The sequence below is a fragment of the Variovorax sp. 3319 genome (assembly GCF_031456585.1).
Taxonomy (GTDB): domain Bacteria; phylum Pseudomonadota; class Gammaproteobacteria; order Burkholderiales; family Burkholderiaceae_C; genus Variovorax; species Variovorax paradoxus_P.
Genome location: NZ_JAVDUZ010000003.1, coordinates 254,190 through 268,099, shown reverse-complemented (window position 1 = coordinate 268,099; position 13,910 = coordinate 254,190). Strand labels below are relative to the sequence as shown.

At 65.5% G+C, this 13,910-nt stretch carries 14 protein-coding genes; 9 read left to right on the top strand and 5 right to left on the bottom strand.

All coding sequences use genetic code 11. The features are described 5' to 3' along the window. The first annotated feature begins 5 nt into the window (after window positions 1-5). The 7 genes from eat (at window position 6) to J2X67_RS08400 (ending at window position 7,280) form a co-directional block, all read left to right on the top strand. Window positions 6-1,427, top strand: a complete 1,422-nt coding sequence (eat, locus tag J2X67_RS08430; protein ID WP_309952153.1) for an ethanolamine permease — start codon at window positions 6-8, stop codon at window positions 1,425-1,427. Between the two features lie 7 nt (window positions 1,428-1,434). Beyond that, window positions 1,435-2,829, top strand: a complete 1,395-nt coding sequence (locus tag J2X67_RS08425) for an ethanolamine ammonia-lyase subunit EutB (protein ID WP_309952151.1) — start codon at window positions 1,435-1,437, stop codon at window positions 2,827-2,829. After that, complete coding sequence (eutC, locus tag J2X67_RS08420) at window positions 2,826-3,611, top strand: ethanolamine ammonia-lyase subunit EutC (protein WP_309952150.1); 786 nt, start codon at window positions 2,826-2,828, stop codon at window positions 3,609-3,611. Before J2X67_RS08425 ends, eutC begins: the two co-directional genes overlap by 4 nt. A 68-nt stretch (window positions 3,612-3,679) precedes the next feature. After that, complete coding sequence (locus J2X67_RS08415; RefSeq protein ID WP_309952148.1) at window positions 3,680-4,024, top strand: helix-turn-helix transcriptional regulator; 345 nt, start codon at window positions 3,680-3,682, stop codon at window positions 4,022-4,024. Then, window positions 4,014-5,267 (top strand): HipA domain-containing protein, encoded by a 1,254-nt coding sequence (locus tag J2X67_RS08410; protein WP_309952147.1) that lies wholly within the window; start codon window positions 4,014-4,016, stop codon window positions 5,265-5,267. The genes J2X67_RS08415 and J2X67_RS08410 overlap by 11 nt, the downstream gene beginning before the upstream one ends. Before the next feature lie 95 nt (window positions 5,268-5,362). Further along, complete coding sequence (locus J2X67_RS08405; protein ID WP_309952145.1) at window positions 5,363-6,625, top strand: HAD family hydrolase; 1,263 nt, start codon at window positions 5,363-5,365, stop codon at window positions 6,623-6,625. Between the two features lie 76 nt (window positions 6,626-6,701). Beyond that, a complete protein-coding gene (locus J2X67_RS08400) occupies window positions 6,702-7,280 on the top strand; it encodes a peroxidase-related enzyme (RefSeq protein WP_309952143.1) in 579 nt (192 codons plus the stop codon). A gap of 14 nt (window positions 7,281-7,294) precedes the next feature. On the opposite strand, the gene J2X67_RS08395 is transcribed toward J2X67_RS08400, so the two are convergent. The 3 genes from J2X67_RS08395 to J2X67_RS08385 all read right to left on the bottom strand — a co-directional run bounded on the left by J2X67_RS08395 (window position 7,295) and on the right by J2X67_RS08385 (window position 10,415). Further along, on the bottom strand, window positions 7,295-9,052 hold the full coding sequence (locus J2X67_RS08395; protein WP_309952141.1) for a phosphoethanolamine--lipid A transferase: 1,758 nt from the start codon (window positions 9,050-9,052) through the stop codon (window positions 7,295-7,297). Window positions 9,053-9,121: 69 nt separating this feature from the next. After that, complete coding sequence (locus J2X67_RS08390; protein WP_309952138.1) at window positions 9,122-9,691, bottom strand: phosphatase PAP2 family protein; 570 nt, start codon at window positions 9,689-9,691, stop codon at window positions 9,122-9,124. Beyond that, complete coding sequence (locus J2X67_RS08385; RefSeq protein WP_309952516.1) at window positions 9,678-10,415, bottom strand: phosphatase PAP2 family protein; 738 nt, start codon at window positions 10,413-10,415, stop codon at window positions 9,678-9,680. Before J2X67_RS08385 ends, J2X67_RS08390 begins: the two co-directional genes overlap by 14 nt. Window positions 10,416-10,561: 146 nt before the next feature. Between J2X67_RS08385 and J2X67_RS08380 the strand changes: the two genes are divergently transcribed. Both J2X67_RS08380 and J2X67_RS08375 read left to right on the top strand, forming a co-directional pair. Beyond that, window positions 10,562-11,236, top strand: a complete 675-nt coding sequence (locus J2X67_RS08380; protein ID WP_309952137.1) for a response regulator transcription factor — start codon at window positions 10,562-10,564, stop codon at window positions 11,234-11,236. Next, complete coding sequence (locus J2X67_RS08375; protein ID WP_309952136.1) at window positions 11,233-12,585, top strand: ATP-binding protein; 1,353 nt, start codon at window positions 11,233-11,235, stop codon at window positions 12,583-12,585. Before J2X67_RS08380 ends, J2X67_RS08375 begins: the two co-directional genes overlap by 4 nt. A gap of 14 nt (window positions 12,586-12,599) precedes the next feature. Here the strand turns inward: J2X67_RS08375 and J2X67_RS08370 are convergent, their stop codons facing one another. Further along, window positions 12,600-13,022: a thioesterase family protein gene (locus J2X67_RS08370; protein ID WP_309952134.1), complete on the bottom strand. Its 423-nt coding sequence runs from the start codon at window positions 13,020-13,022 to the stop codon at window positions 12,600-12,602. Continuing rightward, window positions 13,019-13,906: a DMT family transporter gene (locus tag J2X67_RS08365; protein ID WP_309952514.1), complete on the bottom strand. Its 888-nt coding sequence runs from the start codon at window positions 13,904-13,906 to the stop codon at window positions 13,019-13,021. The genes J2X67_RS08370 and J2X67_RS08365 overlap by 4 nt, the downstream gene beginning before the upstream one ends. Between the last annotated feature and the right edge of the window lie 4 nt (window positions 13,907-13,910).

The following is a 13,910-nucleotide window of genomic DNA, read 5'->3' as shown; positions in this document are numbered from 1 at the left end:
GCTCCATGCAGTCCATCGAAGCCACTCCGGCCGCCGTTGCTGTTCCGGCCGGCACCGGCCACCTGAAGAAGGTGCTCGGCCCCATCCAGCTCTGGGGCATTGCGGTGGGCCTCGTTATCTCGGGTGAATACTTTGGTTGGAGCTACGGCTGGAACACGGCCGGCACGCTCGGCTTTCTGGTTGCCACGGTGCTGGTGGCCACGATGTACACCACCTTCATCTTCAGCTTTACCGAGCTCTCGACGGCCATTCCGCATGCGGGCGGCCCCTTTGCCTATGCGCGGCGGGCCTTCGGGCCGACCGGCGGCTTTGTGGCGGGGTTTGCCACACTCGTCGAATTCGTCTTTGCGCCGCCGGCCATCGCTTTGGCCATCGGCGCCTACCTCAACGTGCAGTTTCCGGGCGTCAACCCGAAGTGGTTTGCGCTGGGTGCCTATGTGATCTTCATCGCGCTGAACTGGATCGGCGTCGGCATTGCGGCGGCCTTCGAGCTCTTCGTGACCGTGCTTGCAATTTTCGAGCTGCTGGTGTTCATGGGCGTGGTGACGCCCGGCTGGTCGATGGCCAATTTTGTTGCCAACGGCTGGGCCGGCGGCAACGTGCTCAACGGCGCAGCCATCTCGGGCATCTTTGCGTCGATACCGTTCGCAATCTGGTTCTTCCTTGCGATCGAAGGCGCGGCCATGGCGGCCGAAGAAGCGCGCGACCCGCACCGCACCATTCCCATCGCCTACACCACGGGCATCGTCACGCTGGTGGTGCTGGCCTTCGGCGTGATGATCTTTGCGGGCGGCGTGGGCGACTGGCGCAAGCTTGCCAATATCAACGACCCGCTGCCGCAGGCCATGAAGGCCGTGGTGGGCGACAACAGCGGCTGGCTGCACATGCTTGTGTGGATCGGCCTCTTCGGGCTGATTGCCTCGTTCCACGGAATCATCATGGGCTATTCGCGCCAGATCTTCGCGCTGGCGCGCGCGGGCTACCTGCCGCGCTACTTTGCCGGACTGAGCCCCCGTTTCGACACGCCGCACCGCGCCTTGCTGGCCGGCGGCGTGATCGGGGTGGTGGCCATCTTCAGCGACGAATGGGTGCAGTTCGGCGGGCAGACGCTCACCGCCAACATCGTGACCATGGCAGTGCTCGGGGCCATCGTGATGTACCTGATCTCGATGGCCGCGCTCTTCAAGCTGCGCAAGAGCGAGCCCGACCTGCTGCGCACCTACCGCGCGCCTTTCTACCCCGTGTTTCCGGCCATCGCGCTCGGGCTCGGCGTGGTGTGCCTCGGCGCCATGGTGTGGTTCAACGCCATGCTCACGCTGCTGTTCCTGGTGCTGATGGCCGCGGCCTACGGCTACTTTCTCCTGACCTCGGCGCAGCGCAAGGCGGCGGCGCCCGACGAGATGCTTGCCGCGCCGCCCATCCTTTGACGGAAAAATGCGCTACCGCACCACCATCGCCGGCCAGGTCTTCGCTTTCGACGACCTCAAGCAGGTCATGGCCGCTGCAAGCCCGGCGCGCTCGGGCGACTATCTTGCGGGCATCGGCGCGGCCACCGCGCAGCAGCGCATGGCGGCGCGACACGTGCTGGCCGAAACACCGCTCAAGCAGTTCTTGAACGAAGCGCTGATTCCCTACGAAAGCGACAACATCACGCGCCTCATCGTCGACAGCCACGACGCGCAGGCTTTTGCACCGGTGTCGCATCTCACGGTGGGCGACTTCCGCAACTGGCTGCTTTCGGAACAGGCCACCACCGAAGCACTGGCTGCGCTGGCACCCGGCCTCACGCCCGAAATGGTGGCCGCCGTGTCCAAGCTCATGCGCAACCAGGACCTGGTTTCTGTCGCCAGGAAGTGCAGTGTGGTCACGCGGTTTCGAGACACCATCGGCCTGCCCGGCCACCTGGCCGTGCGCCTGCAACCCAACCACCCGACCGACGACCTGCGCGGCGTGGCGGCCTCCACGCTCGACGGCCTGCTGTATGGCGCGGGAGACGCAGTGATCGGGCTCAACCCGGTGTCCGACAGCATGCAGGTGCTGGGGCGCTTGCTGCACATGCTGGACGAAGTGATCCAGCGCTTCGAGATCCCTACGCAAAGCTGTGTGCTCACGCACGTGACCAACACGCTCAAGCTGGCAGAAGCCGGTGCACCGGTGGACCTGGTGTTCCAGTCGATTGCCGGCACCGAAAAGGCGAACCTCTCTTTCGGCATCACGCCCGAGCTGCTCGACGAAGCCTACGCCGCCGCGCTGGCGCTCAACAGGGGCACGGTAGGCAACAACGTGATGTACTTCGAAACCGGCCAGGGCAGCGCGCTTTCGGCCAACGCCAACTTCGGTGTCGACCAGCAGACCTGCGAAGTGCGGGCCTATGCACTGGCGCGTCGCTACAAGCCGCTTCTCATCAACACGGTGGTCGGCTTCATCGGGCCCGAATACCTGTACGACGGCAAGCAGATCATCCGCGCCGGGCTCGAAGACCATTGCTGCGGCAAACTGCTGGGCCTGCCCATCGGCTGCGACATCTGCTACACCAACCATGCCGAGGCCGACCAGGACGACATGGACAACCTGCTGGTGCTGCTCGGCACTGCGGGCATCAACTTCATCATGGGCATTCCGGGCGCCGACGACGTGATGCTCAACTACCAGAGCACCTCGTTCCACGACGCGCTGTTTCTGCGGCAGACGCTGGGCCTGAAGCGTGCGCCCGAATTCGAGGCCTGGCTGCAACGAATGCAGATCACCGATGCCGCGGGGCAGCTCGCGCCACCCTCGGCCAACCGCTTGCTGGCCGACATGAGCGGGCTGGCCGCACTGGCGCCATGAGCGGCGAACCCGTTACTCCAAACCCCTGGGCCCAATGGCGCTCGGCCACGCCGGCACGCCTGGCGCTGGGCCGTGCCGGCGCCGGCATGCCCACCGACGAGACGCTGCGCTTCGGATGGGCGCATGCCATGGCACGCGACGCCATTCATGCGGCACTCGATGTCGATGCACTCGAAGCCACGCTGCACCAGCAGAGCTGGCAAACGCTGCGCGCCCGCAGCCGCGCGGAAGACCGCACCACCTACCTGCGCCGGCCCGACTTGGGCCGGCAACTCGACCCCGCCGATGCAGAACGGGTGCGTGCCGCGGCAAAACCTGGATGCGACATCTGCCTGGTCATCGGCGACGGACTCTCCTCGCTCGCCGTGGCGCGCCACGCGGCGCCGCTGCTGGCTGCACTGCGCTCGCATTTGCCGGCCGAAACACGCTTCTCGCCGGTGGTCATCGCCACGCAGGCGCGCGTGGCCCTGGCCGACGAGGTGGGCGAGCTGTTCGGCGCTGCGCTGTCGGTCATGCTGATCGGTGAACGCCCGGGGCTCAGCTCGCCAGACAGCCTGGGCATCTACCTGACCCATTCACCCAAGCGCGGACGGCACGACGCCGAGCGCAACTGCATCTCGAACGTGCGCCCCGAAGGCCTGCCTTGCGAAGCGGCCGCATTCAAGCTGGCATGGCTGATGCGGGAGTCGCTGCGACGCGGGTTGACCGGTGTCGGCCTGAAAGACGAGAGCGACCTGGCCGTGCTTCAGCAAGACGCGCACAGGCCCGAACTGCCCGGATAGCAAGCATTTTCAAACCGTAGGAAAACGCATTAAAATGACTTTTAAGCCGTTTAATAGTCATTTTATTGATGTCAAAAAGCAGCCACAGCCTGTCTGCCCTGCCCTCGCAAACCATCGAACCCCTTGAGAGGCTCGGTCTGCGCCTGCGCGCGCACAGGGTTCACCGCGAATGGACGATTGCCGAAATGGCCGAGCGGCTGATGTGCTCGCCAAACACCTTGCGCGCACTCGAGTCCGGCAAACCGGGCACCAGCATCGGCCTGCTCGCCCACGCGTTGTGGCTCTTCGGCGAAATCGATTCGATGGAAGACGTGGCCCCCGCTCCTGCGGCGCTGGCCGCAAAACGCCGCGTACGCAGGTCGGCCGCGCAAGGCCAGGCAGGCAAGATCGCGGAAGACGAACGTGACTTCTGAAAGCGCCGTCGACGAGCGAAGCATCTACGTCGGGCTTGCGCGCCGCGCGGGTGAACGGGTGCAACCGGCCGGGCTGATGAAGGTGGTACGCAGGGGCGTGGTCGAGTCCGGCGAGTTTGCCTACGGGCGGCGCTATCTTGAAGCCCCCGGGGCTGCACCGCTGAACCCAGAGCATCTACCGCTGCGCGACGCGGCCTTTGTGCTGCCCGAGCGCCGCATCCGCGAAGGCGGCGCCATGCCGCTCACGCTGCGCGACGCCTTGCCCGACAGCTGGGGGCGCAAGGTGCTCGAAACACGCCAGGGCAAGCCGCTGTCGGACATCGATGCATTGCTGCTGACCAACGAGGACCGCATCGGTGCGATGGTGTTCGCCGAATCGCTGCCTATCGAGAGTGAAGAACCGCCATCGACGCTGCTTTCGCTGGAGCAACTCGCCGAGGCGTCCCGCCGCATCGAAGCCGGCATCGAGATCGGCCCCGACATGCACCGGCTCCTGCGCGGGGGCAGCTTGGGCGGCGCCCGGCCAAAGGCGGCCTTCGTGCACCAGGGCAGGCGTTGCATCGCCAAGTTCGCATCGCGCGGCGACGACCATGATGTGGAAGTGATCGAGGCGGCAACGCTCTGGCTGGCGGATGCATGCGGCATCGAAGTTCCGCCCTTTGTGCTGCAGCCGCTCGCAGCGGGGCATGCCCTGCTGGTCGAGCGTTTCGACCGGGTGGGTCCGGTGGGCGAAGAGCGGCGTTTTCACTACCTCTCGGCCTCCGCGCTGCTCGATGTTCCTTACGAATCGAGCAGGGGCAGCTACGTCGAGCTGGCGCAACTGCTGCGGCGCATTTCGGCTCGTCCGCAGGCAGACCTGGCCGAGCTCTTTCGCCGGCTGGTGTTCAACCTTGCAGTGGGCAACAGCGACGACCACGTCAAGAATCACGGCGCGTTGCGAAGCGAAGACGGCTTCTGGCGCCTCGCGCCGGCATTCGATCTCGTCATGCAGCTGGGCGGCCATACGGGCTATCAGGAACTGGCCATTCTTCCGGGGCAGCACGCCTCCAGCATCGAACTGGCCCGCGCCGCAGCTTCGCATTTCGGGCTGTCGGCAGCCCAGGCCGACGCCGTCATTCGCACGACCGAAGAAACCGTGGCCTTGCATGCCGCTGCGAGCGTCGAGGCAGCAGGCGCAAACCGTGCGCTCGTGCGCCGGGTGGCGGGTTTCATCGAGCAGCAGCACGCACGCATCCACGCGTAGCTGGCACGGCTGATGCGTAGGTCGATGCGGAAGTGTCACGAGCGTTGCATACGCTCGGCGCTTCTCATCGACAAACGTACAACAACAGGAACCGCATGCAACGCCGCCTCGTCCTCCTTACCCCGCTTGCCACTGCGCTGGTTGCCGCCGGCTGCGCCAGTCTTTCGACTGCCCAGGGTCTTTCACCCGGCCATTGGGACGCCTTCAACCGCGCACAGATCGAAGGCCTGATCGCCAGCCTCGGCAAGGGAAGCCCGGGCTACACCGCAGCCAGGCCGCCCTATGTGGTTTTCGACTGGGACAACACCAGCGTGTTTCTCGACATCGAGGAAGCCTCGCTGATCTACCAGCTCGAAAACCTTGTGTTCGGCGCCACACCCGCGCAACTCGAAGTGGCGCTGCGCAAGAACATTCCGAAGAAAGATTTTCTTCCGGCGCACAACAACGCAGCGGGCAAGCCGGTCAACATCGACCTGCTGGTGCCCGACATCGTGGCGAGCTACACCTGGCTCTACCAGAACTACAGTGGATTCAAGGGCAGCCAGCCGCTGGCGGCAGTCAAGCTGAGCCCGCACTACATTGCGTTCACCACCAAGGTCCGCTACCTCTACGAAGCCATTGGCGACACCTTCGACCACGACACGGCCTACCCGTGGGTGACCTACCTCTTCGTGGGCATGACAGAGGCACAGGTGCGCAAGCTCACGGCGGAAACGGTGGCGTGGCAGCTGAAGGAGCCGGTCGCCAAGGTGAAGTGGACATCGCCCACGGCCCTGCCCGGCCAGGCGGGCGTGGTTTCAGTCAGCTGGAAAAACGGGCTGCGGCTGCAACCCGAAATGCAGGAGCTGTATGCCGCCTTCCGCAATGCGGGCTTCGATGTATGGGTGTGCTCCGCGTCCTTCGTCGACGTGATCAAGGAGATCTCGTCCAACCCCGCCTTCGGCTACAACAACCCGCCCGAACGCGTGCTGGCCATGGAGCTGGAGCGCGATGCCAACGGCGTTATTCAGCCGGAGTTTCGCCGTGGGTACGACCAGACGCAGGGCCCAGGCAAGACCAGGAACATCCAGCGCTTTCTGGTCAGCAAATACGGCTATGGCCCCTGCTTCATCGCGGGCGACAGCGAGGGCGACCAGAACATGATGGCCGACTTTGCCGACACGAAGAAGGTGCTGATCGTGAACCGCCTGCGCGACCCTAAGACCGACATCGGCAAGTTCTCGGCCATGGCCGTGCAGAACTACGGCAAGCCCGACACGCGCTACCTGCTGCAGGGCCGCGACGACAACACGGGCCGGTGGGTGCCTTCGCAGTTGCACACACCGCTCGGCGCCACGCAGGGCAAGGCGCTGAAATAAGCGCGTGGACGCGGCGGGCGGTAGCTGCCCATGAGGGAGTTGCCTATGATCCTGGCATTGCCCCAGGAGACAAAAAATGGCCGACCGCTATCCCCTTGCCGAGCTGAAAGACCTGCCTGAAGACATTCGCACCGCCATCCTCGCGGTGCAAGAAAAAGCCGGCTTTGTGCCCAACGTCTTCCTTGCACTGGCGCGCCGCCCTGCCGAGTGGCGCGCCTTCTTCGCGTACCACGACGCGTTGATGCTGAAGGAAGAGGGTTCGCTCACCAAGGGCGACCGCGAGATGATCGTCACCACCACCAGTGCGGCCAACCAGTGCCTCTACTGCGTGGTGGCGCATGGTGCGCTGCTGCGCATCTACGAAAAGAAGCCGCTGGTGGCCGACCAGGTGGCGGTGAACTACCGCAAGGCCGACATCACGCCGCGCCAGCGTGCGATGCTCGACTTTGCAATGAAGGTGTGCGAACGCTCGCACCAAGTCGACGAGGCGGACTTCAGCGCCTTGCATGCCCACGGCTTCGACGATGAAGACATCTGGGACATCGCTTCGATTACCGCCTTCTTCGGCCTGAGCAACCGCCTTGCCAGCTTCAGCGGCATGCAGCCCAACCCCGAGTTCTTCCTGATGGGGCGCCTGCCCCGCGAAAAGAAGTAAGGCAGGAAGGGCCCTCAGGCCCTGTTTCTGCACGAAGCGAGTGCGTCGAGGGCGGGCTTGTAGGTGGAGTTGGCCACGTCCATCAGCCCGAGCACCGTGTGATAGAGGTTGTCGTGCGTGAGCGGCGTGTCGAGGCCGGCTTCCATGCACGGCCGAGACAGCTTGCGGCGCTCGGTCATGCCCTGGCTGAACCAGGTGACCATGGGCACGTGCTTCTGCGCCTCGGGCGCAAAGCTGTACGGCACGCCATGCAAAAAGAGGCCGTATTCCCCCAGCGATTCGCCGTGGTCGCTCACGTAGAGCAGCGACGGATCGTATTGCCCCGATTGCGCCTTGAGCCAGTCGATGGTCTGGCCCAGGAAGTGGTCGGTCTGGGCAATCGAGTTGTCGTACACGTTCTGCAGCTCCGCATGGCCGCACTCGGCCAGCGCGTTGGTCTTGCATTCGGGCAGAAAGCGTTTTACCTCTGGCGCAGAGCGCTTGTAGTAGGCGGGCCCGTGGCTTCCCATCTGGTGCATGACCAGCACTACGCCCTTGGCGCGGCGCTCGGCCGGCAACGCGGCAATGCGGGCGTCGAGGCCCTTGAGCAAGACGTCGTCCAGGCACTCCTCGCCGTCGCACAGCGCGTTCTTCTGGGCGGGTGTGAGGCTGTCGAACGCCGAGGCATTCGGAATGCGCGTGCAGACATCCTTGCAGCCGGCCTGGTTGTCGAGCCACAGCACGGCCAGGCCCGCGGCCTGCAGCACGTCGACCAGGTTTTCGTAGTCGTCCTTGCGCGATTCGTAGCCTTGCTTGCCAAGGGGCGAGAACATGCAAGGCACCGAAGCCAGGGTGTTGGTGCCGCACGAATGCACGTCGCGGTAGCTCAGCACGCCACGCGCGGCCAACTCGGGCGTGGTGTCGCGTGCATAGCCGTTCAGGCCGAAGTGGTCGGCGCGGGCTGTTTCGCCCACCACCAGCACGAACATCGGCGGCCGAGCCTGGCCCGCATAGCTCGCACCCAGGGCCGTGCCGGCAGTGATGGGAACCAGCTTTCGGCTGCGCTTGAACATCGGCTTGATGAGCACCGAGCCGGCCGAGTAGAGGCTTGCCACGGGGTTCATCATGTAGCGCAGGTGAACGTTGTTGCGCATCAGCGGGGCGAGTTGACGGTTCATCGACACGGCCGCCACCAAAGCCAGCGCCAGCGCCAGCACCAGCAGCGCGGCGTTGCGCCAGAGCTTGGAAACAAAGCGCATCGGCACGATACGTGCGCGCCAGAGCGCCAGCGCCGGCAGCAGCACCACCAGCAGCACATGAAAGGCCATGCGCCAGCTCATGAGGTCGCGCGCTTCGTTCGGGTCGGTCTGGAGCACGTTGGCGATCATGGTCGGGTCCATGACCACGCGGTACTCGAGCATGTAGTGCTGCACGAACGCGGCCAGAAGCACTACCGCAAACCACAGCGGCTTCATCCAGCGAGACCATGCGGTGAAAGACAGCAGCGCGACTGTTGCGCACACCATGAGCACGGCCATGGCCGCGCTGGTGGGCAGGTAGGTGCTGGGCGCGCCGCCGATGCGGGCGAGCTCGTCCCACAGCGGCCAGTTGGCAGCGGCGGCAAGGTAGATGGCAAGCCAGAGCACCACACGCTGCGCGGTGCGCGGCTGTGCAAGCCGGGCATCGACGCGCGCCCACAGCGTTCGTGCAAACGCCAGGTACGACGCGTTGGCTGTGGGCAACTCCATGCCCCGCACGGGCGCTGGTGCGGGTTCGATTCGCGTGAAAGACATGCACCGACTGTAGGAAGCGCAACTGAAGGAAGTCTGAATTGCGCGTTCAGCCGGTGTTCAGAATCGGGCTCAGGCCCTGGCTCGCCTCGCCCTCAACCTGGGCCGCATGTACGCCCTGAGCGCCAGGTTGAGCGGCCGGCTCACGCGGCGCTCCACCAGGATCGATACCAGCGCTGCAAGCATGGCGCCAACGAGCACGTCGAGCGGAAAGTGCAGCCCCAAGAACACGCGGCTCCACCCGACCACGGCGGCCACCAGCAGCGCTGCGGCCATGGGCGCACGCCACGGCAGGCACCACAGGGAAAACGCCGCGGCAAAGGTGCCGGCGGCATGCAGGCTTGGAAAGCCGGGCCTGGCGCCCTGCGGCGCCCACTGGATTCCAAGCCCGTAGAACGCGGGCCGCTGAAAAGGCATGACCGAGCGGAACACGTTCACGAAAAGCCACACCGCCAGCACGCTGACCACTGCGGTGAAGAAGGCATATCGCAGGCGCCGGTCCAGTGCCGCGCCGCCGATGATGGCCAGAGCCAGCAGGGTGGGCAGCACATCGGAGGCAAAGCGCGCGAAATGAATGCTCCACGCCGGCGCCGCGGCGCCGGCGTTCATCAGTTCGAACAGCGCGACATCAAGAGCCTGCATTCAGCACGGCCGGTTCAACGGCCGAGGGCCGGGAGATGCGAGGCGCGGCAATCAGCTCGATCGCGAATCCGACCACCCAGCAGATCCAGGCGGTCCATAGCGTGTGGCTCATGTAGTGCGCGCCGCGCAGCTGCTGCGACATGCCCAGCACGAGCCCGGCCACCAGCGAGGCGCCCAGCCAGATGATTGCGGAACGCGGCGACACCCGGCGCAGCACGAAATAGCCCCCCAGGTAGGCGAATGCAGCCGAAGCATGGCCGGCCGGAAAGCAACCGCCCGGGCCACCGTCATAAACCTTCCAGGCCCAGTGCGACACGTGGCTTGCCGTGCCGCCAAACTCCTTCAGGTCCCACGGGCAGCTTGTGTGGCTTGCATGCTTGAGCAGGCTGATTGAAACCACCGAGAGCAGCACCGTAAAAGCCAGCTGTGCCCGCGCGCGAACCGGCAGCCGCCGCAGAATGCCCAGCGGCCAGCGGATGCCTGCGAACAGCGCAATGACGAACACCCAGCTCAGGTTCTTGGCGCTTTCATGCATCACGCGTACAAGAAAAGCGTTGTCGCGCCACGGAAACCCCATGGGCGTGCCCGCGAGCCGTGCCAGCGCAAGATCGCCCTGGGTCGCGTCCCACGCGAGCAGCAGGCCCAGCAGGAGGAGGGTCACCCCTCCCACGCGAACATTCGAGGAAAGATTCGAGGGATTCGGAAGATTCGGAACACGCGTCATGAGCAGAGAAACCAGCAAGCCTGAAAACCCTTCCAGCCTACGTTCGTGGCCTGAACCGATCCTGAAGCGGCCTGAACGGGAACTGACACCGCCCCGGCCGCGCCGCTGTCGGCGCTAGACTTCGTTCTTTTGAAAGATGACCTCGCGTGCGCATATTGCTCGTCGAAGATGACAGTGCGTTGGCAGACGCCGTGTGCAGCTACCTCGTCGCAAAGGCCTTCGTGGTCGACGTTGCGCCCGGCCTTGCCGAAGCGCGCGGCGCCCTGCTTTCGGTGCAATACGCCGCCGTGCTGCTCGACCTGCACCTGGGCGACGGCGACGGCCTTTCGCTGCTGCCGCAGGTGCGTGCGCTGCGCGAGCCGCCCATCGTCATCGTGCTGACCGCGCGCGACCAGGTAACCGACCGCATCCGCGGGCTCGATGCCGGTGCCGACGACTACCTCATAAAGCCCTACGACCCGGCAGAGCTTCTGGCGCGGTTGCGCGCAGTGGAACGAAGGCGCAGCGCCAGCAGTTCGCCGGTGCTGCACCTGGGTACGCTGGAGATCGACCTGGCGCAAGACCGGGTCCGCAAGGACGGCAATCCGGTGGTGCTGACCCAGAAGGAATGGGCGCTGCTGCGGGTAATGGCCACGCGCCCCGAGCGCATCCACACCCGCGAGAACCTTGCCGATGCGCTCTACGGCTTTGGCGACGAGGCAGACAGCAACACGCTCGAAGTGTTCATCAGCCGGCTGCGGCGCAAGCTGGGCAAGAGCCACATCCAGACGCTGCGCGGCCTCGGCTATCGCCTGTCGACATCGGCAGACGACGACGAATGAGCACCGCACCTTCAAGCAACGGCCGCGACACGCTGGCCGGCCGACTGACTCGCACCCTGATTGTCTGGGTGGGCGGCGTGTGGATGCTCTGCGTGCTGGCGGTGGTCTGGTATGTGGACCGCGAGATCAACCACAACTTCGACAACGAACTGGTCGAGGTGTCGCACCGCATGCTGGACATGGCGGTGCAAGAGCTCGACAAGCTGCAGCAGGCGGGCACCCCCGCCGAAACGCCGATGATCGCGCCGAAGCAGCTGTTTTCGGAAGACGCGGTGAAGTACCAGGTCGTCGACATCCACGAACACGTGCTGCTGCGGTCGGCCGAAGCGCCCACCAACGCCTTCGACGTTCCGCTTGCCGCGGGCTTTGCCAACAACCAGACGTGGCGCATCTACACCGTGCGGCATCCCACGCGCGGGCTCTACTTTCAGGTGGCCGATCCGCTCGACGAGCGGCGCTCGGCACTGAACCGCACGCTCTTCGGCCTGATCATTCCGCTTGGCGCCGTGCTGCCGCTGCTGGCGCTGGTGCTGCGCAACGTGGCACGCACCGAATTGCGCGTGCTGCAGCAGCTTGCGGGCGAAATTGAAAAGCGCAGCGGCGCCGACCTGCGGCCCATTGCCCTGCCCGGCCTGCCGCGCGAACTGCGCTCCGTGGGCGACCACGTCAACAGCCTGCTGGAGCGGCTGTCGCATTCGCTCGACGTTGAGCGCGCCTTGGCCGCCAACGCGGCGCACGAGCTGCGAACGCCGTTGGCCGCGGCGCGGCTGCGCCTGCAGACCGCGCTCGAACACGATCTGCAGCGCAACGATGTACAGGCTGCGCTCGATGCGTTGCAAATGCTCAGCCATCGCACCGAAAAGCTGCTGCAACTGTCGCGGGCCGAATCGGGCGCGTCGCTTGCGCGTTCGCGGGTCGACCTGGTCCAGCTTGCCGGTGCGGTGGTGCAAGAGTTCTGGAACGATCCGCAACTGAACGAGCGCCTGGCGCTCAAGCTGCCAGACAGCCCCGCCCCCGTTGCGGTGGGCGATGTCGACGCGCTCGCAATTGCACTGCGCAACCTGGTGGAGAACGCCCTGCGCTACAGCGGCGGCGGCCGCGTGGTGGTGGAGGTAATGGCGCCCTGCACGCTCGCAGTGCGCGACTTTGGGCCCGGCGTGAGCCCGGTGCAGCTTGCCACGCTGCAGCAGCGCCATGTGCGCCACAGTTCCGACCGGGCCGGCTACGGGCTTGGGCTGTCGATAGTGGGCACCATCGTCGAAAAGCACAACGGGAAGCTCGAGCTGGCATCGCCACCGGCGGGTGCCACCAGCGGCTTCGAAGCGCGCATCGTTCTGCCGCAGGCCTGAGCGCCGGTGGCGCCCTACTCGCTCACGACCGCGCGCAACCAGTCGGGCAAGGGCAACGCCTTCTGCTTCGGAAAGTCGACCCATATCGTCGTTGCCCCGCCCGCGGCGCAGATCACTTCGGGCGCTTCGGCCCGCGCCATGGTGGCCCAGCTCTCGAACGTGGTGCGCGCCGGGTCGTTCACGTACATCTTGATGAGCACGTCGCCGGGGTACTCGATCTGGCGGTAGAAATTGCAGAAGGCATTGACGATCACCATGCCTTCGCCGCCGGGGGTGGGCTCGATGCCGAGCGAGCGTATCCAGTCGATTCGCGCGGTTTCGAGATAGCGAAAGTAGGTGCCGTTGTTCAGGTGCCCCATGGCGTCCATGTCGCCCCAGCGGATCGGGATCGACATTTCGAACACGAACTTTTTCTTTTCGGGAATTTCGATTCTCATCGGTGAGCCTTGATGGATGCGAGGATGCCAAGAACGAACAGGAGCGCAGCCACCAGCTCGGTGGCCTGCGGCCAGCGGCCGTCCCAAAGAAAGGAATAGAGCAAGGCGAACAGCGTCTCGCTCACGATGAGCTGGCCGCAGAGGCTGGCCGACAGGCGCTGGCTCGCAATGTTCCAGAGAATGGTAGCGAGCCACGAAGAACCGAAGCCGCCTGCCAGTGCAATCCAGACGAAGAGAATGCCCTGGGGCTGCGCCCGCAGCGTGGCCACGTCGCTGCCGGCTGCCAGCCACAGCAGCAGTGCGCCCACGCCGGTCGCAATGCCGAGCCAGTTGGCCCAGTCGGTGGCATTGAGTTCGGCATGGCGCTGCAGCCATGCGGCATTGAGAAGGCCATACACCGTCCAGCTTGCCATGGCACAGAGCGCCAGCGCAATGCCCCAGCCAAAGCGGGTGCCGTCTCCCGCAATGCCGTGCCGCGCCGACCAGGCGCCGTAGACCATCAGCGCAATGCCCGCGCCAGTGAGCACCAGGCCCGGCAGCAGCGCCCTCATGCGCAGCCCAGCGGGCCGGCCGAGCAGCATCATCCAGACCGGAATGGTGCCGATGACGAGGCTGGGCACCTCGGTGCCCGCAGCCTCGATGCCAAAGGCCAGCAGCAGGTAGTAGCCGCTGAACCCCAGCACGCTGAGGCCCAGCGCCGCGAGGGCCTGCTGCCTGTTAGGCCAGCGCAGCGACGCAGGCCGCGTGAACACCGCAAGCGCGGAGATGGCGCCGAAAACCGCAAAGCGCGCGGCCGTGATGTCGACCATGCCGAAGTGGCCGACCATGCGCGGCGCCACGAACACCAGGCCCCAGAGCGCACCCGCGCCCAGCCCGGCGGCAATGCCG

What these genes read in the sequence shown, in the direction of transcription:
- eat (WP_309952153.1), top strand. Translation starts at nt 6, where the DNA reads ATGCAGTCCATCGAAGCCACTCCGGCCGCCGTTGCTGTTCCGGCCGGC.
- J2X67_RS08425 (WP_309952151.1), top strand. Translation starts at nt 1,435, where the DNA reads ATGCGCTACCGCACCACCATCGCCGGCCAGGTCTTCGCTTTCGACGAC.
- eutC (WP_309952150.1), top strand. Translation starts at nt 2,826, where the DNA reads ATGAGCGGCGAACCCGTTACTCCAAACCCCTGGGCCCAATGGCGCTCG.
- J2X67_RS08415 (WP_309952148.1), top strand. Translation starts at nt 3,680, where the DNA reads ATGTCAAAAAGCAGCCACAGCCTGTCTGCCCTGCCCTCGCAAACCATC.
- J2X67_RS08405 (WP_309952145.1), top strand. Translation starts at nt 5,363, where the DNA reads ATGCAACGCCGCCTCGTCCTCCTTACCCCGCTTGCCACTGCGCTGGTT.
- J2X67_RS08400 (WP_309952143.1), top strand. Translation starts at nt 6,702, where the DNA reads ATGGCCGACCGCTATCCCCTTGCCGAGCTGAAAGACCTGCCTGAAGAC.
- J2X67_RS08395 (WP_309952141.1), bottom strand. Translation starts at nt 9,052, where the DNA reads ATGTCTTTCACGCGAATCGAACCCGCACCAGCGCCCGTGCGGGGCATG.
- J2X67_RS08390 (WP_309952138.1), bottom strand. Translation starts at nt 9,691, where the DNA reads ATGCAGGCTCTTGATGTCGCGCTGTTCGAACTGATGAACGCCGGCGCC.
- J2X67_RS08385 (WP_309952516.1), bottom strand. Translation starts at nt 10,415, where the DNA reads ATGACGCGTGTTCCGAATCTTCCGAATCCCTCGAATCTTTCCTCGAAT.
- J2X67_RS08375 (WP_309952136.1), top strand. Translation starts at nt 11,233, where the DNA reads ATGAGCACCGCACCTTCAAGCAACGGCCGCGACACGCTGGCCGGCCGA.
- J2X67_RS08370 (WP_309952134.1), bottom strand. Translation starts at nt 13,022, where the DNA reads ATGAGAATCGAAATTCCCGAAAAGAAAAAGTTCGTGTTCGAAATGTCG.